The following is a 23,077-nucleotide window of genomic DNA, read 5'->3' on the forward strand; positions in this document are numbered from 1 at the left end:
TGTGGTTTGTATCATCACTTAACCTCGTAATTTTTGTTGTAAAAATTGCCGAATTGCCGGCGCACTCACTGCTGTTACAGCGAAGAGTAAACCGCCAAAGAGCGCCAGTGCCAGAAGATCGATCCAGATTGAATCAGCATAAATATTCATGCCTTGATATAGCCAATGTAAAAGTGCGGAAAAGATATAACTCACCACTAAAATCTGAATAATGGTGAATGACCATTGCCAATAATGCGTTATAAAATGCCGATTAACATAAATGGTCCATGAAAAAAACCATAGTGCATGCAAACTCAACCACACCACACCTGCACCTAAAGCACCATAATGCGTTGTTGCCCAATAAATTATTGGCAACATCAAGATTAATAAGCATACATTGCCATAAAAATGCCGCTTTACATCTCCATGTGCATACTGAATATAATAACTAAAAGCATTGATTGCCAAAAACACATTACCCAAAATATACAGTTTTAAGACAGGTGCCACCTGATCGGCAGTATGCACATCATTTGACCACAACAAGACCACCTCATGCGCATTCCAGAAAATGGTCAAAGCGATGCTACAAACAACCACACTAATAAATTGGGCAAATTGCGTATAAATTTGCTCAAGCTGGAGCAAATTATTCTGGGAAAACAAGGCCGTCATACGAGGTAACAGTACATTACTCATTGGTGTAGAAATCATGTAAATCACACTGGCAAGTAAAATTGCAATTGAATAATAAGCGTAATCTGCTAATGGCAATAACGATGACAACAACAATTTATCACTTTGTGAAATCCCCAACCACAAAATGAAATTACCACCAGATAACAATGCAAAATACAACATTTGCTTAAAATAATTGGCAGATTCCGGCATCATATCCAGATGCATTGGGTCATGCTGCTTGATTAAAACACGATGATAAAACCACAACACAGCAAACTCAAACAATGCCACCCCAAGCTGAAAATAAAAATAGACCTGAATTTGAAAGTCAAAAACATACAGCACAGGAATAACGACAACAAACCTTAAGGTATTGATAACAATATTAAAAATACTTATCCAGACGATTTTTTCAAACCCCTGAATCACCCCGCGATAAATCCCGCCCATGCAGCGTAAACCTGCACAAATAAACATAATCTGCAAACACAACAATACATCACGCAAACTTAAATGGGAAAATTTCAGCCAATGGGTTGCAATCCATTGATTACTGAGGGATAACACCAGTACCAACGACAGGGCAAGTGCAAAAAAAATGATACTGATATAATGATAGAGTTTAAAAAAATGCGTTGCCGACAAAACATTATTCTTAAAACGTACAGTTTCTCGAGAAAGCGTTTGGCTTAAACCCACATCCAACAAATAAAACCAAGTTTGTAACAACATAAAAAATGCGATTAAACCATAACTTTCTGCACCCAGAAATTTCAGGTAAAACGGCATCACAATGATGCCGATCAATCCATTATAAAGCTGGCTGATATAATTCACTGCGATATTGCGCTGAAGTGCCAAATGACGATCCTTTTATTGGCGATCACCTTCGCCATGCTGATGCATTTTTAACGCTATTTTGACTTTAATGCGAGATATACCATTGCATGGCATGAGAAATTCCCTCATTGACCCGTACTTCAGGTTGATATCCTAAAGCCTGCTGAATTTTGGTGATAGCTGCTTGTGAATGACGTACATCACCGGCACGAAAATCACGATAAATTGGCGCTTTTTGATAATGTACACCTTGTTCTGCCAAAGCGGATTGAATGGCTGCAAACAATTCATTTAAGGTGGTGCGATCACCCAATGCCACGTTATATACCTGATTTTTTACTGCCGGATCTTGTGTTGTAGCAGCCAGAATATTGGCTTGCACAGTATTGTCGATATAACAAAAATCACGACTGGTTTCACCATCACCATTAATAAACACATCTTCATTGGCAATCATGGCAGCCGTCCATTTTGGAATCACCGCAGCATACGCCCCATTAGGATCCTGACGGCGACCAAACACATTAAAATAACGTAAGCCAATACAATTAAAGCCATAGGTTCTGGCAAATACATCTGCATACAACTCATTAACATATTTCGTCACGGCATAAGGTGACAACGGCTTACCGATATTTTCTTCGATTTTGGGTAAGGCAGGATGATCACCGTAAGTCGAACTACTGGCAGCATAGGTAAAACTTGTGACTTGTGCATCACGTGCTGCCACCAGCATATTTAAAAACCCACTAATATTTGCACTATTGGTTAGGATCGGATCACTAATGGAACGTGGTACAGAACCCAAAGCTGCTTCATGCAAGACATAATCCACATTTTCACAAGCTTTCTGGCAATCTTCCAACTGACGAATATCACCTTCATAAAAGGTAAATTTCTGCCATTGCTGCGCACTGACCAATTTTTGTACTTCATCCAGATTGGCCTGATGTCCTGTGGCAAAATTATCCAGTCCAACCACGTTCTGATCGAGTTTCAGTAAGGTTTCCAATAAATTAGAACCAATAAAACCGGCCACACCAGTAATCAACCATGTCTTTGGTTGCTTTTGTAATTGTGTACAGCACTGTGCAAATGTATGCATTCAAGAGTGTCCTATTGTTCTTTGAATTAAAGGCGGATATCAGATTCAGTCTTATCCAGTAAATATTTCAGGTCATATAATATATGACTGGATTTGCCCAGCGCATGAAGTGCTTTTGCGCCCATTTCTTTAAATTGTTGATGTGCAACAGCCAGAATGATTGCATCATATTGTCCTGATTCAGGAGCAGAAATCGGCGTAATGCCATATTCATGCTGTGCTTCTTCAACATCAATCCACGGATCATATACATCAACCTGCATGTGAAAATCCTGCAATTCCCGCACAATATCCACCACTTTGGTATTACGAATATCTGGACAATTTTCCTTAAAGGTTAAACCCAACACTAGTACTTTGGCATCTTCAATTTGAATACGTTTTTTATTCATTTGTTTGACCAGTTGATTAACAACATAAATACTCATATTGTCATTCAAACGGCGGCCTGCCAGAATAATTTCCGGATGGTAGCCAATCGCCTGAGCTTTATGGGTTAAGTAATACGGATCGACCCCAATGCAATGACCACCAACCAGACCAGGACGAAATGGCAAAAAATTCCATTTGGTTCCTGCAGCCTTTAATACATCTTCAGTATCAATCCCCATTTTATTAAAAATCAAGGCCAACTCATTGATCAGGGCAATATTGACATCACGCTGGGTATTTTCAATCACTTTGGCAGCTTCTGCGACTTTAATACTTGGCGCTTTGTGTGTCCCAGCTGCAATAATCAGTTGATAAACCTGATCCACTGTTACTGCAATTTCAGGCGTAGAACCAGAAGTAATTTTTAAGATATTGGTGACGCGGTGCAGCTTATCACCCGGATTAATTCGCTCCGGACTGTAGCCAGCATAAAAATCCTGATTAAATACCAAGCCTGATTCCTTCTCTAGAATCGGCACACAGACTTCTTCTGTTGCCCCCGGATACACGGTGGATTCATAAACCACAATATCGCCTTTTTTCAGTACTCGGGCAATACTTTGTGAGGCTTTAATCAGTGGTGTTAAGTCAGGTTGTTTGAATTGATCAATCGGTGTAGGCACCGTGACAATAAAAAAATTGCAATCTTTAAGATCACTCAGATTGGCACTGTATGTCAAATAAGTCGCTTGTTGTAATTCTGCACTTGAAACTTCAAGGGTATGATCTTGCCCCTGAGTTAATTCATCAATACGTTTTTGATAAATATCAAATCCTACCACAGGCACTTTTTTACCAAATTCTACGGCAAGCGGCAATCCAACATAGCCCAAGCCTATAATGGCAATACGAAGATTAGCAACGTTCATGGAACCTGACCTGTAATAATAAATGTAAGTGTAGGCGCAAGACGCAAAGGTCTTTCACTAAAAAAATAATGGCTATTATTATAGAACGTTGCGAAATGAATGGATATATTGGAAATTATAAAAATAACAGAGTCATACAAATCAAAACCACATCACTGCACAATACCTGTCTTTCTATCACAACAAAAAAGCACAGGAATCGTCCTCATGTGCTTTTTGTACATTGCGTCAAGATCTACTCATGCATTATTTGGGTTGTCGGGTCATGCTGATTAATACCGTATCTTTATCAATAAAATGATGTTTCAATGCTGCCGCAATATGTCCTACGATCAATAAACCCGCAAACCATGACAGATAAATATGTAAAGGTTTTACAACAGCCATAATTTCAGGATTTTTATCAATCAATTGAGGAATATTAAATAAGTAAAGTACAGGTGCAGGATGTCCGGCACTCCAACTATACAGACAACCTGTTATAGGCAGAGCCACTAAAATCACGTACAACAAAAGATGGCCCAAATGTGCCAAACCTTTCATGATATTTGACATATTTTTCGGTAAGTTAGGTGCCGGATGGGTATATCGCCAAAAAATACGAATCATCACTAGAAAGATAATGGTAGTAGCAATATTTTTATGTAAAGTGATAACATCACCTTTAAAACTACCATCTACGTCATAGCTGAGAAAATTACCGCTGTAAAATCCTATGCCCCAAGCAACAATAAAAATGATGGCCATTAACCAATGTAATACTTGTGCTGTACGAGTGTAATAAATACTATTTGAAGTTTTCATATCGAGCGAGAAAATTGGCTGGAATACGCATATTATAAAGTACTATCGGATAATTCCCGTTTTTTCTTTGCAACGCTGCGATGCATGTATGTGACAAATATCATTCCTCACCATCAAGGATGATCCTCAAAATTTAGACTGCACAGGGAACTACAATAAAGTTAACTGAGATTGATCTTGTAGTTCTTCTAATGCAAATACACCAACACCAGCCAGGCGAAATCTAAAATGCTGATCGGCAAATGCAAGAAATAACATTTCAACAGCCTGCTGTAGCTGTTGTTGATGTACAAAAGGTTGTTTAAAAGATCGACTGTGTTGCAGCACTTTAAAATCTGTAGTTTTAAACTTTACTTGCACACCACGCGCTGTTAATTTTTTTTGCTGTAGTTGTTGCCAAATCTGATCTATTAATTTTTGCCAGAATTCCACAGCAATTTCTTCCAGATAATAATCCTGATCAAAGGTAATTTCTTTTGAAATTTGCTGACGTTCTCTGGTATATCTCACAGGCCGGTCATCAACTCCCTTTGCATACAAAAATAGTCGCTGACCAAACTTACCGAAATGGTGAATTAATTCATGCTCAGTGACTGATTGTAAATCTGCAATACAGTACCATTGTAATGTATGCATTTTTTGCAAGGTAACCTTACCCACACCCGGAATTTTTTCCAATGGGAGGTGCTGGATAAAAGCACTGACCTGAGCAGGTTTGACGACAAACAATCCATTAGGTTTATTCCAGTCTGAAGCAATTTTGGCTAAAAATTTATTTGGTGCTACACCTGCCGATGCAGTCAATTGCGTCATTTCAAAAATATCCTGCCGTATGGCTTGTGCAACAGCAGTTGCTGATGATAAACCCTGAAAATTCTCAGTGACATCAAGATAGGCTTCATCCAGAGAAATTGGCTCAACCTTATCGGTATAATGTGCAAAAATTGTCTGTAATTGCTGTGATACAGCACGGTATTTCGCAAAATCAGGTGGGACACAAATCACTTGTGGACACAATTGCTTGGCCTTTGCCAATGACATCGCTGAATGCAAACCAAATTGTCTTGCTTCATAAGTTGCTGTAGTTACTACAGAACGTGGACGATCACTAGCAACAACCATGGGTAAGCCACGCAATTGCGGACGATCACGAAGCTCAACCGAAGCATAAAAGGCATCCATATCAATATGGATAATTTTTCTTAACAATTGCGACGTCATCTGTTTATTTTTGCTTTAAATATTCAATCATGCGTTGAAACTCCGCATGATTCCCCCTAAAAACATTCAAATCTACACTTCCTTGAATGCCTGTAATCTTACCTTGATGTGAATATTGCCAAAAAATCCAAGGACGAGGATCATGCGGTTGTGGGAAGTGTTTAAAATCCTGTAACCAGATCGCATATTGCTGGAAATGTCCCTGTAAATAACTCTGATAATATTTCGGCGTGGTATACAACAAGGGTTTTTTACCATAGTGCTGTTCCAGTTTTTTTGCCATAATCTGAATTCGTTGCTGTAATTGCTCTGCACTGACTTCAGGGCATGTCCATTGAAATTCCAGATCCATTACAGGTGGCAAGCTATCTGATTTTTTTGGAACAGTCTGAATAAAGTTATCTGCCTGTTCTTCACCGGATTTACAATTACGAAAATAATGATACGCACCCACATACAACCCATGTTCACGTGCTTTTAACCAGTTTTCCTGAAATTTTGCATCCTGATAATCGCCACCTTCTGTGGCTTTAATAAATACAAATTGATATTGCTGGCGATTGATTTTAGTCCAGTCAATCGTCCCCTGATGTCTGGACACATCAAAGCCCTGCACAGGATATTCAGCAAATTTTTTTGGCATATTATCTTGTTCAAACCAATAAAAAGCACCCGCTAATCCCAAAGATAGTAAGGCAATTGCCATTAAAATACCCCCTATTCTGCGATATTGTTGCTTACGCTTACGTTTATATTGGCCAGACTTCATTTACAATTGTCCGGGATAAGTAGGTTTTAAATATTTTAATCGCCGAAAGACCAGACTGGCCAGAACTGTCATTAACCCAAGCACCAGATAAGTCCATTGAAACGACCATAATGGCGCATGATGGATCCCAATTTTTTCAAAATAATGTAATAGTACACCAACTAATGCCACACCCATACTCATACAACTATTCATCACCATGGACAGTAAACTGTTACCATTGGCTGCCTGTGCTGTATTTAAATCTTTTAAAGTTACGGTATTCATTGCTGTAAATTGCATGGAATTCACGCAGCCAAATAAAAAGAAATGTATGCTTTGCGTATAAACATTTGGATGCAGATGCAATGCAGCAAAACTCATAATGCCCACGCCTACCAGAACAGTGTTAATACTTAGAATTCGATAATATCCATATCTGGAAATCGCCTGAGTAGCAAAACGTTTAATCACAATCGATCCAAACACCAGCGGAATCATCATCAATCCTGCCTGAAATGGACTAAATCCTAATGCCAATTGTAGAGTCAATGGCAAAATAAACGGCATACTTGCACTACCCAAACGGGTTACGGCATTACCAATAATGCCAACCTTAAAGCGCACATTGCGAAATAGCTCAGGACGGAAAATTGCTCGGGAATCTCGTATGGCATGCCATACATAGATTACACCTGTCACAATACCTAAACTTAATACACCAAATACTTGCCATATCGACCATGTTCCCTGAGAAAAGCCTTCTAATCCCAGTGTCAATGCCACCATACAGATGACCAATAAAATAAAACCCAGATAATCAAATGGTGGTAGATGCTCTAATCTGGCATTTGGCATATGCGTACAGGTAAAAATCAAACCCAGAATTCCAATCGGAACATTGATCAAAAAAATCCAGTGCCAACTGGCATATTCCACCATGAATCCGCCCAGTGTTGGACCAATCATCGGACCAATTAATCCTGGAATACCAATAAACCCCATAGCTGCCAAAAATTGATTTCTTGGCAGAATTCTTAATAATGCCAATCGCGCGACAGGCAATAAAAATGCACCACCAATACCCTGGAATACTCGCCCGACAATTAGTTGATTATAAGTTTGGGCCAAAGCACAGCCTAAAGATGCCAGTGTAAAAATCACAATTGCCAGTAGATAAACTGTTTTTATGCCAAAACGATCTGCAAGCCAGCCACTTACCGGAATAAGTGCAGCAACTGTAAGCACATAGGCAATGACAACATCATGTGTTTGCATTGGGTCAACATGCAAACTGTAAGCAATCGCAGGTAATGCTGTATTTACAATGGTGGCATCAAGCGCCTGCATAAAAAAACCAAGTGCAGCCAACCACAGAATTACCCGATATTCAGGCGAAACTCTTTCCTCATGAACATTTGGTGCTGCATTCATATCATCACATTGGCTTTGGTGGGTAGCATAGTCTAACTTGATTAATTTCAACGCACTATTAGAGTTGTGTTGTTGAGTTTTGTAAATCACGCTATAGCAAAACATACAAAGCTTGCATTGATCGTGACAAATTGTGACACATAAAATCTAGCCACTCTTGCAGCAGCAACTTGTGACATGACTGGAGCGATCAATTTGCGTCATTTTTTTAATTATTTTGCTTTAGGGCTTGTATTATTCAGCTTTGTTGGCTGCGCCAGTGTTGGAAATCCACATGACGCATTTCAACTACGTGCACAAAAACTTGCAACAGGTATCCATAAAGCCTATGCAGTGCCCAAAGATAAAGCTTCCCGCTTATCTCCCATTATTCTTCAAAATGCTGATGTCTATCGTATAGAACCCGAATTAATTGCAGCACTGATTCAACAGGAATCCAGCTACCGCAGTAATGCAATCTCCCCGATTGGTGCTATGGGGTTAACTCAGGTTGTACCACGCTTCTGGCAAAAAACCTGTCCGGGCGATCTTATGGATGAAGTCATCAATATCCAGTGTGGTGCCATGATTTTATCATCTTACTTCAAGTCAGCAGGTTATGATTGGTTTAAAACACTAGGGTATTATAACGTTGGCCCAACAGGTTACGAGAACATTCCCTATTATCGTGATGCTGGCAATCGCTACGCAAAATCAGTATTCAAATATCAACAGCAGCTCAAAGAGCATTTTTAAATGCGATAAGAAAAATCCAGCATAACTGCTGGATTTTTTCGACTATACAGTAAATTCTTTCGGAGAGGTCAAATTATTGAGGACGTCCAAAATTTGTTGGGGTTGATCACACACCAAAATTTTTGCCCGATGATGCATGGGTAAAAAGCCTTCAGCAACAGCATGTTCAAGTTGTGCAACCAAATGATGATAAAATCCGTTCACATTATATAAAATCATTGGCTTCTGATGCTGATTGAGCTGCCCCCATGTGGCAATTTCCAGAATTTCTTCAAAGGTTCCCAAGCCTCCCGGTAAAGCAATAAATGCACTGGCACGTTCTGCCATCATGGCTTTACGGGTATGCATGTTTTCGACAATATGTAATTCGGTTAATTTATTATTGGCAATTTCATAATCCAGCATAAATTCAGGAATGACACCGACGACTTCTCCACCATATTCCAATACCGTATCTGCCACCTTTCCCATCAAACCGATGCTGGCACCACCATAAACTGCACCAAAACCCTGTTTTGCAATAGCCTTGGCCAAATCAATCGCTGCTTGCTGATAAACTGGACGATTTCCGACTCTTGAACCACAATATAAAGCGATCAGTTGTTGTGTTGCACCTGTCGATGCCTGAAAATGACCCAAAGTTTTTTCCATAGATATCAATATCTCTTCTCTATATATCTTTGATTTTTAATTCCTGCTCAGTATATGCAACAAATATGACAATATGTAACCATGCGTTTAAAATTTTTCGTTGCAATTTTGTCTATGCGTTGTACAGCATTTACACGAAAAAAAGATAAATTTTTAATGAATTTAGCAAAAATCTTGCATATACTCAGAACATCTTTCATTACATTTTAAACCTATATGAGTAGTCGATGTTGTCACTGGGATGACACTTATTTTCATGTTTTAGAACAACTTAAAAATTTTCAATCTTTTAATATTCTATCCGGCATATTTGTCTATAACGTTGATTTGGAGGAGATCATTCATGTTATTTGAATGGATGTCTGACCCATCAGCTTGGGTAGGATTATTAACTTTAGTGGTGTTAGAAATTGTTCTAGGCATCGACAACCTTGTATTCATTGCAATTCTTGCAGAAAAACTTCCTCCGGAACAACGCAACAAAGCTCGTTTGGTTGGATTAAGCTTAGCGCTGATCATGCGTTTGATTCTGCTGGCCTCGATTTCGTGGGTCATGACATTAACAGATGATTTATTCAGCGTATTTGGCATGGGTTTTTCAGGACGAGATCTCATTCTGATTCTCGGTGGTATCTTCCTGTTATTCAAAGCAACCATGGAAATTCATGAACGTGTTGCCGGGAAAGGTGAAGTTAAGGAAGAAAAAGTTGCTCATGCTGCATTTTGGGTAGTCATTGCACAAATTGTTGTGCTTGATGCCGTATTCTCATTGGATAGTGTCATTACCGCTGTTGGTATGGTGCCACATTTAACCGTCATGATGGTTGCTGTAGTGATTGCTATGGGTGTAATGTTACTGGCATCCAATCCACTGATGAATTTCGTCAATAAGCATCCAACCGTAGTTATTCTATGTTTGGCTTTCCTATTTATGATCGGCTTCTCTCTAGTGGTTGAAGGTTTTGGTTTCCATATTCCAAAAGGCTATTTGTATGCTGCCATTGGTTTTTCTGTGGGTATTGAAGCAATTCATCAGCTTACCCGCCGTAATCGTGAGAAATTGATTACCACAACTGATTTACGTTCACGAACTGCTTCTGCGGTATTGCGTATGCTTGGCGGCAAAACAGCTGAACATCATACCAGCGAACATTTATCTGAAACTGCAGATATTCTGGCGACCCAATCCTCAGTCAATGACGTCTTTTCTGAAGAAGAAAAAGATATGATTCATGGTGTATTAACTTTGGCTGATCGTCCGGTAAAATCCATCATGACACCACGCCCAGATCTAGAGTGGCTAGATATTGATGAGCATGAGGACATCAAGCATAAATTATTATCCATTAGTCATTCACGTATTTTGATTGGTCGTGGTAGTCTGGATAATCTCGAAGGTGTTGCTATTACCCACAAAATCCTTAATCACTATCTGGAAACAGGTGAGATTGATGTACATAGTAGCTTGCGTCAGCCTCTTGTGGTTCATGAGAATTTAAAAGTTCTAACATTAATGGAACAATTACGTAATGCACCAATGCAAATGGCTATTATTCTTAATGAATATGGCTCAATAGAAGGTATTGCAACACCAATTGACATTCTGGAGGCAATTGCAGGAGAGTTTCCAGATGAGGGTGAGCAACAATCTCTTGACGCAGAGCAATCGCACGATGGTTCATGGCAATTAGACGGATCAAGTGATATTCGTCATGTATCGTTATTGATTGAAAAAGATCTGGTCGATGATAATGATGAATATTCTACACTATCTGGTTATCTGCTTTGGCATCTTGGTCGTGTACCGCATGATGGTGAAAAAGTACTTGCTGATGGTTTTAGTTTTGAAATTCTAACCATGGATGGTCACAAAATCGATAAAGTACGAATTAGTAAATCCTCCGATTAAAACTAAGCTGAAATAAAAACTTTTATAAAAAAACTGCCTCAATATGATGGCAGTTTTTTTATACTTATATTAGCGTTTGACAGCAAGTTTCTCTTTCTGACGCTGGCGAACTACTTTTTCAACTTTTTCACGAGCACGTTGACGTTTAAGTGGAGATAAATAATCGACAAATAATTTACCATTTAAATGATCCATTTCATGCTGGATACACACTGCTAACAAGCCATCAGCATCAATTTCAATTTTTTCACCGTCAAGGTTCAATGCTTGAATTTTTACACGTGACGGACGCTCAACTTTATCGTATATTTGGGGTACCGATAAACAGCCTTCTTCATAAGGTTGCGTTTCTTGCGTTAATGCAGTGATTTTGGGGTTAATGAATACCATAGGTTGATCTTTACTTTCTGACAAATCCATCACGATCAGTTGGATATGATGATCAACTTGTGTTGCAGCCAAGCCAATACCCGGCGCAGCATACATGGTTTCTAACATGTCAGCAGCCAGTTGACGAATTTCATCATTGACCTGTTCTACAGGTTTAGCGATGGTTCGCAGGCGTTGATCGGGAAAACTTAAAATAGGTAATAATGCCATACGGTCCTCTCATGATGCCTATGGTCAGGTAAAAACCTAAAAATTTGAATTTCTTAACCAAGGGGCGTTTGTAGCAGCACAATAGTATACTACAAACACGTTTTAGGGATTACGATAATGACAAATGCGTTGCAACATCAGGCAATCCGCAATAAACAGACATTTAAACAACATTTACTTGCTTTGGCAATGTGTGTTGGGCTTGGATTAGTGGGCGCTCAAAGTGTTTCTGCAAAAAATATTAATCCACCGTCTTTACGTGCAGACGCACCGCATGTTTATGTGGTCAAAAAAGGCGATACCCTGTGGGACATCTCCGGACGATTTTTAAAAACACCTTGGCGCTGGCCTGAAATCTGGGCAAGCAACAAGCATGTGAAAAATCCTCACTGGATTTATCCTGGTGATCGTCTACTGCTCTGCTCACTCGCAGGCCAACCCCTGATTGGTAAAGATGAAGGTGATGGCTGTGAAGGGATTATTCGCCGTGCCGGAAAAAGTAGCAATCTATCACCACAGGTTCGTATTGAATCCCTAAACAATATGATACCGGTAATTGCACTGGAAGATATCCGAGTCTGGTTAGAGCGTAGCATTGTGATTTCGCCTGATAGCATCCAGAATTTGCCTTATGTATTGGGAATGAGTTCCAATCATGTTTTGGCTGCTGAGTCTGACCGGATTTATATTCGTGGTAATGGTTTACAAACCGGACAACGCTATGATATCTACCGTCAGGCTGAACCGTATACTTTCAATGATGCGAATGGTAAAAAATATGTGGCAGCCATTGAATTAACTCAAGTTGGTAGTGGCTTTGCCACTCAACAACAAGGGGATATCACCACTTTTGAGCTAAGTAAAGTCTTTAATGGTGAAGTACGTAAAGGCGATCTGGTTTTACCGGTTTATGAATCCAATTTGCCAACTTTATTCTATCCTGCACCTGCTGAAAATATCCGTACTGGTGGTACTGTAATCCGCGTCATGGGTTCTATCGGCACAGCGGCAAAACGTAGTACTGTAACAGTTGATCGTGGTACGCTGGATGGTGTGCAAGTAGGGCAAGTGTTTGCACTTGATGTGAAAGGTGAATTAACCACTGATCCAAAAACTGGGGAAAAAATCCAGTTACCTAATCAACGAGCTGGTCATGCTTTAATCTTCAAAACTTTTGATCACATCAGTTATGCATACATTCTGGATAGCAGTTTACCTATCAAACTGGGTGCGCAATTGACCACACCATTATCTGAAGAATAAAAGGATTATGGATTGATGCAACATATCACAGATCAGGTTAAGTCCCATATTGCATTGTGGTATGTTGTACAACACTCGATCTCCAGTTATCACAAACTGATACAGCATTTTGGTGATGCTGTATCTGCCCTGTACCCATCTGCTTTACCAATCTGGCAACAACTGAAACTCCACCAAAATCACCTATCTCGCTTTGAACAATTTCACAGTGCAGCAGGCCAAACAGCTTTTAAACAATTACTTGATCAAATTCTGCAATGTTGTGACCACGTAATTTTGCAACAAGATAACCATTATCCTCAGCAACTCAAACCATATTCGGATCGTCCACCAATTTTATTTATTCAGGGCAATATAGAATGTTTAAGTACCTCACAAATTGCAATGGTCGGTAGTCGGCAACCCAGCCCACACGGTACACAGGTTGCTTATGATTTTGCCTATTATCTGGCAGAACAAAAATTTGTTGTCACCAGTGGGCTAGCACTAGGCATTGATGCCGCTGCACATCATGGCGCAATACAGTCCGGACGTAGTATTGCTGTAATAGGTACCGGACTTGATCAATGCTATCCCAAAGTCCATCAGCCTTTATGGCAAAACATCATTGCAACTGGTGGATGCATTGTGACCGAATTTTTACCTATCACCCCTCCTAGTAAGCGCAATTTCCCACGTAGAAATCGACTCATTAGTGCTTTAAGTCTGGGAACATTGGTGGTTGAAGCTGGCCTGAATAGCGGCTCCCTAATTACCGCACAATTTGCAGCCGATCAGGGAAAACAGGTATTTGCCATCCCTGGACATATTTACAGTCAATACCATCAAGGTTGTCATCAACTGATTCGGGAAGGTGCCACACTGGTAGATCATCCATCACAAGTCATTGAAGATTTATCCATGTTTCGTTCACCTGTATCTAATAATTCTTCAAATTCAAACAATATCACAGTACAAGCGAGCTTTGCCGATACCAATACAACACATCAGCTTCCAGATATTCCTGATCATTTACATCCTGTCTGGCAACATCTTGACTGGATTGGCCGTTCCATTGACGAGCTGGCCTTAAATTTAAATTACGACATCAGTACTCTAAGCGTGGCACTGATTGAGTTAGAATTACTCGGACTTTGTACTCAGCATGCCGGTCGCTATCTTCGCACCGCATAAGGACCATTCATGAATAGTGTAGACCTTGATCAGGCCATTGCCTGTTTAAAGCAAGGTAATGTCTTGGCTTATCCCACTGAAGCAGTTTGGGGATTAGGCTGTGACCCAGCACAGCAACAAGCATTTGAAAAAATTCTAAAACTCAAACAACGCCCAATTGAAAAAGGCGTGATTTTACTCAGTGAATCTATTGCACGTATTGAACCGTTATTAAGCATCCTTGATCCAGATATACGTCAACAGGTCGTTGCTTCATGGCAAAATTCCAACGATCAGCAACGTGCAACCACATGGTTACTCCCCATTCAGCCTGCCATTCCCACATGGATTTATGGTAAACATGATCGTGTCGCTATTCGGGTGACACAGCATCCGTTATGCCAGCAATTGTGCGCAGCATTTGACGGTATGGTTGTATCTACCAGTGCCAATCCTGCAGGATCTACACCGGCAAAAACCGCACAACAAGTCGCAAATTATTTTTCTGGGCAAATCAGCATTTTATCTGGTAATTTAGGTCATAGTCCTGAACCTAGCCGTATTCTCGATGCGGTTACAGGTCAACTGATTCGTGCCTGACATAAAGAGTCATTGCTTTATTGCAAAAAAATATCCCAATGTTTTATTGCTTGGTCAACCACAGCCTGTAATTGTTGTGTTTCGGCACCATCTCGAGCCTGCAAGGTGAGTCCCTGTAACAACGTACAATAAAAATCGACCATTAATTGTATAGGTGCATCATGAGGCAAATCCCCCTCGGTGATTCCCTGTTGCAGTCGTTTTAGCATCTGTGTTCTGGTATTAAGGCGATAGTGCTGTACTGTATTTTGTATATCCTGATTTTCTACCGGACAGTTGATTGCCGCAGTAATGAACATACAACCTTTAGGTTTGTGCGCCACATTGAAATGTTTAATATTTTCATGCAAATAAATTTCTATGGCAATTTTTGCTGTTTTGGCCTGTTGAAAAATAACGGTAAATGAACAGGCCTCATGTGCAAGATAATATTCCAGACAGCGATAAAATAACTGAGTCTTATCACCAAAAGTACAATATAGACTTGGTGCAGTGATTCCCAAAGCCTGCGTTAAATCACTGATAGATGTTGCTTCATAGCCATATTGCCAGAATAATAGCATGGCCTGTTCAAGTGCTTTTTGCTCATCAAAACACTTTGGGCGACCACGTTTGGCTTTTGTCATTGTTCAACCTATTCCTATCTTGCAGTATAACAACATAACCAGACCTCATCCTCTGATAGAGAAATTCTCCTGACTGTCCTTCTTCACAAAGGGAAATATCAAAAATTTTGCAAAAAATCTGATCATCACAACCATTTTTATAACATTCACTATAAAAATAATTGACAGCGTTAGCATAACATAATATTTTTATAGCGTTCGATATAAAAAGAATGCACCATCACAATCATTTTACTTATAGGTAGATTATGTCCCCACCAGATTCTATTTGTTCTGATCAAAATCAATGCATAGATTCCGTTCCCCATCAGGGTAGCTGGTTGGCAATTCTCTCTATCACTTTAAGTGCTTTTGCCTTAGTCACGGGAGAGTTTCTAGCTGTTGGTGTATTAAATGAAATTGCTCAGGATTTTCGGATTTCTATTGGTACAGCCGGCTGGACCGTTACCATTACGGCAATTACCGGAATGTTTGCCTCATTGCTCATTCCCCTGTCCGCAAAATCATTAGATCGGCGTTATTTGTTATTAATACTGACTTTAATGATGGTTATTGCCAATCTGCTTACAGCACTTGCGTCTAATTTTGCTTTGGTTCTGGTTGCCCGTTTTATTCTGGGAATTGCTATTGGCGGTTTTTGGGCAACAGCAGTTGCATTAAGTGGTCGGGTTGCTCCAGCAAATTTACCTATTGCAAAAGCCACTGCCTTGGTAGCATCAGGAGTAACCCTAGCCAGTGTTCTAGGTGTTCCTATAGGTACATGGTTATCGCATTACGCCAGTTGGCGTACAGCCTTTATGGTCATTACGGTGATGGGCGTTGTACTTTTTTTCATCCAGTTACGTTACTTACCACAATTAAAACCGTCTTCCGCATTAAAATTAAAAGAATTACCTGCTTTAATTCGCCATCCTATTGCGCGTAAAGGCTGGATTATTTTTATCTTTATAGGACTGGCACATTTTGCTGCGTATAGTTATTTTGCACCATTTTTTAAATTTCAACTTGGTTTTTCTGATGGTTTCATTAGTAGTTTACTGCTGATTTATGGGGCATCAGGCATTCTTGGCAATGCTTTTGCAGGATATATGGGACAAATCAATATCCGATATACTTTTGCTTTCAGTGCGATTGCCATGGCGATTGGTTTTCTTGGTTTACCTTTTTTCGCCATACATATTGCAGGTGCAATTTTGCTAACAGCAATTTGGGGATTTGCATGGGGGATTATCCCAACAGCGGTCAATATCTGGATGTTTATTCATGCACCTGAAGACGTAGAAAAAGGAATGCCAATGATTACATTCACTTTTTTGATTTTAATTGCTTTGGGTTCAGGATTAGGTGGAATCATCGTGGATCATTTTAATGGTAATGTGCTGCTATTAAGTATACTGCCTTTAGTATTATGCTCGATTTTATTGATTTTCACTTTTGCCAAAGGGATTAATAATCCACACTAGCTAGCATATATCAGGCCTGCGTATTATTTCATGAAATCTAAACCAGGCTTGATCAATTTTTTATCTGCGCTGCGCCAAAAATACGCCAAGCAGCACCATAATTCCACCAATTGTATGATATACAGTCCAACTTTCCCCCAAGAAAACCCATGCAATAATCGCCGTAAAAACAGGAATAAGATTCATATAAATACTGGTACTGTTGGAACCCAATTTTTGGATACAAATCATCCAGACAAATGGCGCAACAATCGATGGTAATAATGCTGCATACAAAACTGACCATATATTTTGGCTATTCAAAGCATCTAAACCGGTATACATCAACAATGGCACATGGAATACCACAGCAAAACAAATTTGCAAATATAGCATCAACGGCAAAGCCAGCTTAATTTTCCAACGTTGTAGAAAAATGCCATAAAATGCATATAAACCAATCGCCAGAATCATCAGCAAATCGCCTTTCAAATGCTGACCATTTAGCAATTGCTGAAAATTTCCTTGCGTAATGAGATAAATTAAACCAAAAATTGACAGAATAGTTCCCACTACAGCCAGGCGACTAGGAATAATTTTTAGAAAAAACACACTAAATAGAATAGAAAAAACCGGTAAGCAACCATTAATAATACCCATATTGGTTGCAGTGGTAAAATGTGCAGCACTATAGGCCAATCCCTGATAGCACACCATTCCCAATAAACCCAATATCGCCAGTTGGCCTAATAATGGTTTAATGTCATGCCATTGTCTCACCACCTTAAAAAACAAAAAAGGCGTTAAAACTAGCCATGCAATCAACCAACGATAAAAACTAATACTAATTGGTGCAATGAAATCTACAGCATAACGGGTGACAACAATATTAATTGCCCAAATCAAGATCGTGAGTACCGGTAATAAGTAAATTCCCCATGACATTGGCGTATTCAAACTTTCACGATTACTCATTACTGATTTTCCCTAGACAAAGTATATTTTTGAAGCAAAGAATTTTAGCTAAAATTTGTATAATTACCTAATATTTTTCTCAGAATACGATTTTTAATCGGCAATATTCCATTCTTGAATCTATCGAATAGAAAATACTGAAACTTTTCCATAAAATGAAAGAAAAAACACCATGGTTAACGTATTTATCATAAAAAATTAGCAAAACAGCATTCGATTTTTACTGTAATGATCCGTTATAGTAGCGTATAACTTATCAAATGATTTCATCATTTAATTTTATTCTGATCAGACAACATCAATTCTGGACAATTTTATGAAAAAGTTAGCGATTGTCGCTTTAGTAAGTGCCTTAACAGGTTTAACTGCATGTTCAAAACCTGTTTCAGAAGTTAAATCTGGCGACAAAGCAATTTCTCCCGCAAGTGCTGAAGCATCTGCTGTTATTCCAGCAAATCAAAGCAATACTATTGCGACAGCCAATAGCACTGATCCAAATGCTGCATTAAAATCAGATATCGTACAAATTCAACAATTTGGTACCGCACAGGAGCAAAAAGCTGCTGATCTTGAAAAACGAATGAATGCAGCAGTTCAAAAACAAGACAAAGCAGCATTGAAAAAATTACTTCCTGAATTCAAAGCATTTGTTAGCCAAAGTAACTCTGAATTTAACAAACTTAGCTTAATCAGCAGTGAAGCAAAACAACTACGTGAAAAAATGACACAAAGTAGTCAATTGGGCGTGGAAATGAGCGAAAAAATGTTGGCAGATAAACCAGATGAAAAAGCGTTACAGGCTTTACAACAAAAAATCGTCACAACACAACAGGAGCTTATGACTATCAGTCAAGATATTCATAGTAAAATTGCACCACCACAAGCCGCTTCCGCACCTGTTGCTGCGGATAAAAAGCCTTAATAAGCAAGAGGATTGAAAATGACAGAAATTACTCAAATTTCTATTAAAACCATTGATGGTAAAGAGACCAATCTTGCTGCTTACCCATCTAAAGTGCTACTGATTGTTAATGTTGCTTCAAAATGTGGATTAACCCCCCAATATGAAGGTCTAGAAAAACTTTATAAAGAAAAGCATGATCTAGGCTTGGAAATTCTCGGTTTTCCAGCAAATAATTTCTTGCAACAGGAACCAGGAAGCGATGATGAGATCCAGAAATTTTGCTCATCAACTTATGATGTAACTTTTCCCTTATTTTCCAAAATTTCAGTTGCTGGTGATGACAAACATCCCCTGTATCAGGCATTAATTTCAGCACAACCAGAACGTATTGGTGAAGGACCTTGGCGTCAGGATCTGATTGAATATGGGCTTACACCCAACGAGCCGCCAGAAGTACTTTGGAATTTTGAAAAATTCCTGATAAACAAACAGGGAAAAGTTGTTGCCCGTTTTGCACCAGATATTGCAGCAGATGATCCTCGTCTATTTGCTGCGATCGAAGCTGAACTTGCTAAATAAATAACATGCTTTAGTTCAGGGAAATCAATTTCCTGAACTAATTTTTGATTAGAACAAATTACTACATAATATTCATACTGATAACATTAAGCTTATCGATATACTAAATGCCGGAAAATTACAGCCGATGAAATCTTTATGTACAAACTCGCCCTAATCACTACACTAACAATTTTGACCACGCTGACTGCATGCTCAAAACCAGATCAAAATAAAAACACACAAACTCATGCTGCCTCACAAAATGTTGCTGCAAATCCTGTAGTTACTTTATCCACTAACAATAAAGCAGATATTCAATCAGATCTGGATACTGTTCAGCAATACAGCCGAACACAGGAAGCAACACAAGCTGCATATCAGAACAAAGTTCAGGATGCGATGAAAAAACAGGATAAAGCCCTGATCAAAACTGTTGTCGCAGAAGGAAAATCCATTGCTCAGGAAAGTCAAAAAGGCTTTAATGCGTTGACGCTCAAAAGTAAAGAAGTTTCTGATCTGCGCCAGACTCTGATTACCACCAGTAATGCTGCATTTGAATATTCTGATCTTATGCTTGCAGCAATGGATGATGCCAAAAATCTAGATCAGGTAAAATTACAGCAGCTTCAAGATAAATTAATGGGTCTACAACAACAAATTGCCACTCAAAATGCTCATATTCAACAAATTCTAGGTGTAGCAGCCAGTACGCCACAAGCAGCATCTCAAAATAATTAATATGATTAAAAAGAGGCTAAAGGATCTTTAAAAATCCTTCAGCCTCTTTTGATCAGAGAAGTAGATATATATGCGCTGTTTTTCAATGGTTCAAAAAATCCACAATAATTAAAACTTCATAAAAAATTTAATCGTTTTAAACTAATGATGAATGGTGATCAAAGGGTGGCTCGGCATTGAGTAATAAATCCAAAACATCCAACACACCTTGCTGTGCATTACTGGCAGTATGGTATTTTGCTATGGCTTTTAGCGCAGGAACTGCATTTTCCATGGCAAAACCATATTTTGCAGCTTGAATCATCTCGATATCATTATGATTATCCCCAATTGCCAACATTTGCTCATTTGACACCTTCCACTTCTGTTGCAATATCTGTAAACCTTGTGCTTTATGTTGTCCAGGAATAATCAAATCAATAAAACCAAAACCACTAGACACCATTTTAACCTGTTGTTTTTGGATATAATCTTGCTTAGACAAAAATTGCTGTAACGCTACAGGATCACAGACTTCGGTGTTCAAGGTAATTTTACAAATCGGATCCTTAACTTGATATAAATCCGCAATACAATCTAATTGTTTAAAATATTTCTGAATTTTAGATAAAGCTTGTGATGATGCAGCCTGACTAATTGTGCCCCACTTCTTTCCACATAAAATTAAAGCTGATTCATAAGCAGGCAATAAAGATTGTAAAACCTGCATCACAATCTCAGAAGAAAAATGCTTAAAAGCCACTTCTGTTTGGCCATTGACAACATAAGCACCATTTTCTGCAACATAAGCAATTTCATCTGCAATTTCAGGGAAATATTGTCGTAATGTATAATAAGGATTACCACTTGCCGCAACAAAATGTATATTTCTTAATTTAAGCTGTTGATATTGTGTTAGAAATCTTCTTTTATTGTACTGTTTATCATCATCTAGAAAAGTGCCATCCATATCGACAGCAATCAGTTTTATGGTCATCTATACCTCATCAATAGTTGATTTCTAAAGACTATAGTAGCAGACCATGACAGGTTAATGAATTCACCATCTACATAAAAAAACACCTACCGCAAACTGTGCAGTAGGTGGGCTACAAATGATAAACTTCTCCTGATTTAATGATTAGCTTTTAAAAAATCAATCATTTCATCACAAAAAATAGTCTTAAAAGCCTTGAATTGACTATACTTTCTTAAATACAATTTTTATGCCAATTATTAAGATAGAAGATTTTAAGTTTATTTGATTCCGATATATTCAAAGATACACCTAAAACATCGTTACTTAAGTTTATGAAAAATAATATTTTTTTAAACTATTATCTATACATAGTTTCTGATAATTTAAAATTATTCTTTCCTGATGATTTGACCTGATACAGCATTTTATCCGCTTCATCAATGATTACTGCATAATTTTTCAGATGTAATTGCTCAAATCTTGCAACACCCACACTAATGGTGCAATCAATAGTAATATCTTGATCATAATATGGCGTTTGCTGGATTTTTTGCACAATTTGATGACAAATTTGCTTTAATCGCTGATCTTCAACCTGATTAAGTAGAATTAGAAATTCTTCTCCGCCCCAACGAAAGATGATATTTGGAGAACAGATACAGGATTTTAAGATTTTGGAAATATGTTGAATCACCATATCTCCAGTATAATGTCCATGAGTGTCATTAATTTTTTTGAAATCATCAATATCGATCAATAAGATCGCACCATTTTTAGGATTATAATCAGAGTTTAGAATTTTTTTCTTCATATAATGGCGATTTTTTAAATCTGTAAGTAAATCCTTATATGCAATATTAGCGACATATAAATATAAACTTTTGCTAATCTGCTGTAATTCACTAAAAAATATAAAAATAATAACTAAAGATATATACCTTACCCGAAAATCGCCTAATATAGGATTATTGTTAATTTGCTCATCGAACCAAATTGGATTCATAATGGGTACTGCCACAACGATTGAGCAACCTAATGTTAATAAGCCAAGGACGAAAGAAAAACGAATAAAATTATATCGGATACAGAAATATAATGCTGCGAAAGGTAAGAAAAAAGCATTTTGCAAAACCACACTTTTTACAGCAATGAACTGAAAAACAACAAATCCCAGAAGAATGATATAATCATACCATTTAATTTCCTTATATTTATGAATACCATATAATAAACTTACTAAAGCCAAACCCGTTGATAATTGCTCTAGCGCATAATCCAAAAAATTATTAAATCCAGAACCATATTGAAAAACACAGGCAAATATCAGTGCAGCAACAATAGTGCTTGCTGTATTGGGTAAAGTGAGTAGAACTGCTCGCCTGAACTTTAGTCTTAAAATATATTTTGCTAAATAATAATATGCCCAAATAAATAAAATTGCTTGCAAAGCAGCAATCATTGATAAAAGAATTTTATATTTTAAAGGCTGAAAATGATCAAAAAAATAAGAGGCCAAAAAAATAGCACTGAAGCTATATAAAAACATACAAAAGTAATTATTAATTTTTTTACGCAAACGAATCAGATATACCGAAACAAAAACGTTAGCAAACCATAAAGGAATCAGAACAAATTTGGCAGCAATGATAAAAGAAAGGCTGGCAAGGAAGAAAGTACTTATCCATAAAAGTACTAGTTTTTTCATAAACTCTCCTAGTATGAATAGAAATTAAAATACTATTTTTATATACAAATAATAGAAAACAAGCGCATGGATTTTTTGTATTTAAACATTAGACAAAGGTCACACCAAGTAATTTTGTGCAATATCACAAATTTTATAC

Annotated in this window: 22 protein-coding genes; 9 read left to right on the plus strand and 13 right to left on the minus strand. The window is 38.2% G+C overall.

Annotated features, from left to right (window positions below; all coding sequences use genetic code 11):
* Positions 1-18: 18 nt before the first annotated feature.
* The 7 genes from F4V57_RS10655 to mdtD form a co-directional block, all read right to left on the minus strand.
* Positions 19-1,527, minus strand: coding sequence for a lipopolysaccharide biosynthesis protein (locus tag F4V57_RS10655; RefSeq protein ID WP_070069306.1), 1,509 nt, complete (start codon positions 1,525-1,527; stop codon positions 19-21).
* Positions 1,528-1,591: 64 nt separating this feature from the next.
* A complete protein-coding gene (locus F4V57_RS10660) occupies positions 1,592-2,611 on the minus strand; it encodes an NAD-dependent epimerase/dehydratase family protein (protein ID WP_070069307.1) in 1,020 nt (339 codons plus the stop codon).
* A 26-nt stretch (positions 2,612-2,637) separates the two neighbouring features.
* On the minus strand, positions 2,638-3,912 hold the full coding sequence (gene tviB, locus F4V57_RS10665; protein ID WP_070069308.1) for a Vi polysaccharide biosynthesis UDP-N-acetylglucosamine C-6 dehydrogenase TviB: 1,275 nt from the start codon (positions 3,910-3,912) through the stop codon (positions 2,638-2,640).
* A 246-nt stretch (positions 3,913-4,158) separates the two neighbouring features.
* Complete coding sequence (locus F4V57_RS10670) at positions 4,159-4,716, minus strand: cytochrome b (RefSeq protein ID WP_070069309.1); 558 nt, start codon at positions 4,714-4,716, stop codon at positions 4,159-4,161.
* A 150-nt stretch (positions 4,717-4,866) separates the two neighbouring features.
* A complete protein-coding gene (gene dinB, locus F4V57_RS10675) occupies positions 4,867-5,937 on the minus strand; it encodes a DNA polymerase IV (RefSeq protein WP_070069310.1) in 1,071 nt (356 codons plus the stop codon).
* A gap of 4 nt (positions 5,938-5,941) precedes the next feature.
* Positions 5,942-6,706 carry a glycoside hydrolase family 25 protein gene (locus tag F4V57_RS10680; RefSeq protein WP_070069311.1) on the minus strand — a complete coding sequence of 255 codons (765 nt, stop codon included), beginning with the start codon at positions 6,704-6,706 and terminating at the stop codon, positions 5,942-5,944.
* Positions 6,707-8,119: a multidrug transporter subunit MdtD gene (mdtD, locus tag F4V57_RS10685; protein WP_070069312.1), complete on the minus strand. Its 1,413-nt coding sequence runs from the start codon at positions 8,117-8,119 to the stop codon at positions 6,707-6,709.
* Positions 8,120-8,296: 177 nt separating this feature from the next.
* Between mdtD and F4V57_RS10690 the strand changes: the two genes are divergently transcribed.
* The gene (locus F4V57_RS10690; RefSeq protein ID WP_081409171.1) at positions 8,297-8,854 is read left to right on the plus strand and encodes a lytic transglycosylase domain-containing protein; all 558 of its coding nucleotides are present in this window, start codon (positions 8,297-8,299) and stop codon (positions 8,852-8,854) included.
* Between the two features lie 42 nt (positions 8,855-8,896).
* Here F4V57_RS10690 and F4V57_RS10695 read toward each other — a convergent pair whose 3' ends face one another.
* Complete coding sequence (locus tag F4V57_RS10695; protein ID WP_070069313.1) at positions 8,897-9,505, minus strand: LOG family protein; 609 nt, start codon at positions 9,503-9,505, stop codon at positions 8,897-8,899.
* Positions 9,506-9,848: 343 nt separating this feature from the next.
* On the opposite strand from F4V57_RS10695, the gene F4V57_RS10700 reads away from it, so the two are divergent.
* Positions 9,849-11,414: a TerC family protein gene (locus F4V57_RS10700; RefSeq protein WP_070069314.1), complete on the plus strand. Its 1,566-nt coding sequence runs from the start codon at positions 9,849-9,851 to the stop codon at positions 11,412-11,414.
* Positions 11,415-11,483: 69 nt separating this feature from the next.
* Here F4V57_RS10700 and def read toward each other — a convergent pair whose 3' ends face one another.
* Positions 11,484-12,014 carry a peptide deformylase gene (gene def, locus F4V57_RS10705; RefSeq protein ID WP_070069315.1) on the minus strand — a complete coding sequence of 177 codons (531 nt, stop codon included), beginning with the start codon at positions 12,012-12,014 and terminating at the stop codon, positions 11,484-11,486.
* Between the two features lie 117 nt (positions 12,015-12,131).
* On the opposite strand from def, the gene F4V57_RS10710 reads away from it, so the two are divergent.
* Genes F4V57_RS10710 through F4V57_RS10720 form a run of 3 tightly spaced genes read left to right on the plus strand, consistent with a single transcriptional unit; the run spans position 12,132 to position 15,029 of the window.
* Positions 12,132-13,277 (plus strand): LysM peptidoglycan-binding domain-containing protein, encoded by a 1,146-nt coding sequence (locus F4V57_RS10710; protein WP_070069316.1) that lies wholly within the window; start codon positions 12,132-12,134, stop codon positions 13,275-13,277.
* A gap of 12 nt (positions 13,278-13,289) precedes the next feature.
* Positions 13,290-14,450, plus strand: a complete 1,161-nt coding sequence (dprA, locus tag F4V57_RS10715) for a DNA-processing protein DprA (protein WP_406564516.1) — start codon at positions 13,290-13,292, stop codon at positions 14,448-14,450.
* Positions 14,451-14,459: 9 nt separating this feature from the next.
* The gene (locus tag F4V57_RS10720) at positions 14,460-15,029 is read left to right on the plus strand and encodes an L-threonylcarbamoyladenylate synthase (protein ID WP_070069318.1); all 570 of its coding nucleotides are present in this window, start codon (positions 14,460-14,462) and stop codon (positions 15,027-15,029) included.
* 17 nt (positions 15,030-15,046) lie between these two features.
* Here F4V57_RS10720 and F4V57_RS10725 read toward each other — a convergent pair whose 3' ends face one another.
* Positions 15,047-15,655, minus strand: coding sequence for a TetR/AcrR family transcriptional regulator (locus F4V57_RS10725; RefSeq protein ID WP_070069319.1), 609 nt, complete (start codon positions 15,653-15,655; stop codon positions 15,047-15,049).
* A gap of 248 nt (positions 15,656-15,903) precedes the next feature.
* Between F4V57_RS10725 and F4V57_RS10730 the strand changes: the two genes are divergently transcribed.
* Positions 15,904-17,118, plus strand: a complete 1,215-nt coding sequence (locus F4V57_RS10730; RefSeq protein WP_070069320.1) for an MFS transporter — start codon at positions 15,904-15,906, stop codon at positions 17,116-17,118.
* 60 nt (positions 17,119-17,178) lie between these two features.
* Here the strand turns inward: F4V57_RS10730 and F4V57_RS10735 are convergent, their stop codons facing one another.
* Positions 17,179-18,072, minus strand: coding sequence for a DMT family transporter (locus tag F4V57_RS10735; RefSeq protein WP_227515666.1), 894 nt, complete (start codon positions 18,070-18,072; stop codon positions 17,179-17,181).
* A 316-nt stretch (positions 18,073-18,388) separates the two neighbouring features.
* Between F4V57_RS10735 and F4V57_RS10740 the strand changes: the two genes are divergently transcribed.
* The 3 genes from F4V57_RS10740 (at position 18,389) to F4V57_RS10750 (ending at position 20,275) form a co-directional block, all read left to right on the plus strand.
* Entirely contained in the window at positions 18,389-18,994 is a 606-nt protein-coding gene (locus F4V57_RS10740; protein ID WP_070069321.1) for a hypothetical protein, read from the plus strand.
* 18 nt (positions 18,995-19,012) lie between these two features.
* Positions 19,013-19,555, plus strand: a complete 543-nt coding sequence (locus F4V57_RS10745; RefSeq protein WP_070069322.1) for a glutathione peroxidase — start codon at positions 19,013-19,015, stop codon at positions 19,553-19,555.
* A 138-nt stretch (positions 19,556-19,693) separates the two neighbouring features.
* Positions 19,694-20,275 carry a hypothetical protein gene (locus F4V57_RS10750; RefSeq protein ID WP_070069323.1) on the plus strand — a complete coding sequence of 194 codons (582 nt, stop codon included), beginning with the start codon at positions 19,694-19,696 and terminating at the stop codon, positions 20,273-20,275.
* A gap of 136 nt (positions 20,276-20,411) precedes the next feature.
* On the opposite strand, the gene F4V57_RS10755 is transcribed toward F4V57_RS10750, so the two are convergent.
* Both F4V57_RS10755 and F4V57_RS10760 read right to left on the minus strand, forming a co-directional pair.
* Complete coding sequence (locus F4V57_RS10755) at positions 20,412-21,251, minus strand: Cof-type HAD-IIB family hydrolase (protein ID WP_070069324.1); 840 nt, start codon at positions 21,249-21,251, stop codon at positions 20,412-20,414.
* Positions 21,252-21,591: 340 nt separating this feature from the next.
* Positions 21,592-22,938 carry a GGDEF domain-containing protein gene (locus tag F4V57_RS10760; protein WP_070069325.1) on the minus strand — a complete coding sequence of 449 codons (1,347 nt, stop codon included), beginning with the start codon at positions 22,936-22,938 and terminating at the stop codon, positions 21,592-21,594.
* Positions 22,939-23,077: the final 139 nt, after the last annotated feature.

Source organism: Acinetobacter qingfengensis (assembly GCF_008693185.1).
In the GTDB taxonomy this organism is placed as follows: Bacteria; Pseudomonadota; Gammaproteobacteria; order Pseudomonadales; family Moraxellaceae; genus Acinetobacter; species Acinetobacter qingfengensis.

What these genes read in the sequence shown, in the direction of transcription:
- F4V57_RS10660 (WP_070069307.1), bottom strand. Translation starts at nt 2,611, where the DNA reads ATGCATACATTTGCACAGTGCTGTACACAATTACAAAAGCAACCAAAG.
- tviB (WP_070069308.1), bottom strand. Translation starts at nt 3,912, where the DNA reads ATGAACGTTGCTAATCTTCGTATTGCCATTATAGGCTTGGGCTATGTT.
- F4V57_RS10670 (WP_070069309.1), bottom strand. Translation starts at nt 4,716, where the DNA reads ATGAAAACTTCAAATAGTATTTATTACACTCGTACAGCACAAGTATTA.
- dinB (WP_070069310.1), bottom strand. Translation starts at nt 5,937, where the DNA reads ATGACGTCGCAATTGTTAAGAAAAATTATCCATATTGATATGGATGCC.
- F4V57_RS10680 (WP_070069311.1), bottom strand. Translation starts at nt 6,706, where the DNA reads ATGAAGTCTGGCCAATATAAACGTAAGCGTAAGCAACAATATCGCAGA.
- mdtD (WP_070069312.1), bottom strand. Translation starts at nt 8,119, where the DNA reads ATGAATGCAGCACCAAATGTTCATGAGGAAAGAGTTTCGCCTGAATAT.
- F4V57_RS10690 (WP_081409171.1), top strand. Translation starts at nt 8,297, where the DNA reads ATGACTGGAGCGATCAATTTGCGTCATTTTTTTAATTATTTTGCTTTA.
- F4V57_RS10695 (WP_070069313.1), bottom strand. Translation starts at nt 9,505, where the DNA reads ATGGAAAAAACTTTGGGTCATTTTCAGGCATCGACAGGTGCAACACAA.
- F4V57_RS10700 (WP_070069314.1), top strand. Translation starts at nt 9,849, where the DNA reads ATGTTATTTGAATGGATGTCTGACCCATCAGCTTGGGTAGGATTATTA.
- def (WP_070069315.1), bottom strand. Translation starts at nt 12,014, where the DNA reads ATGGCATTATTACCTATTTTAAGTTTTCCCGATCAACGCCTGCGAACC.
- F4V57_RS10710 (WP_070069316.1), top strand. Translation starts at nt 12,132, where the DNA reads ATGACAAATGCGTTGCAACATCAGGCAATCCGCAATAAACAGACATTT.
- F4V57_RS10720 (WP_070069318.1), top strand. Translation starts at nt 14,460, where the DNA reads ATGAATAGTGTAGACCTTGATCAGGCCATTGCCTGTTTAAAGCAAGGT.
- F4V57_RS10725 (WP_070069319.1), bottom strand. Translation starts at nt 15,655, where the DNA reads ATGACAAAAGCCAAACGTGGTCGCCCAAAGTGTTTTGATGAGCAAAAA.
- F4V57_RS10730 (WP_070069320.1), top strand. Translation starts at nt 15,904, where the DNA reads ATGTCCCCACCAGATTCTATTTGTTCTGATCAAAATCAATGCATAGAT.
- F4V57_RS10735 (WP_227515666.1), bottom strand. Translation starts at nt 18,072, where the DNA reads ATGAGTAATCGTGAAAGTTTGAATACGCCAATGTCATGGGGAATTTAC.
- F4V57_RS10740 (WP_070069321.1), top strand. Translation starts at nt 18,389, where the DNA reads ATGAAAAAGTTAGCGATTGTCGCTTTAGTAAGTGCCTTAACAGGTTTA.
- F4V57_RS10745 (WP_070069322.1), top strand. Translation starts at nt 19,013, where the DNA reads ATGACAGAAATTACTCAAATTTCTATTAAAACCATTGATGGTAAAGAG.
- F4V57_RS10750 (WP_070069323.1), top strand. Translation starts at nt 19,694, where the DNA reads ATGTACAAACTCGCCCTAATCACTACACTAACAATTTTGACCACGCTG.
- F4V57_RS10755 (WP_070069324.1), bottom strand. Translation starts at nt 21,251, where the DNA reads ATGACCATAAAACTGATTGCTGTCGATATGGATGGCACTTTTCTAGAT.
- F4V57_RS10760 (WP_070069325.1), bottom strand. Translation starts at nt 22,938, where the DNA reads ATGAAAAAACTAGTACTTTTATGGATAAGTACTTTCTTCCTTGCCAGC.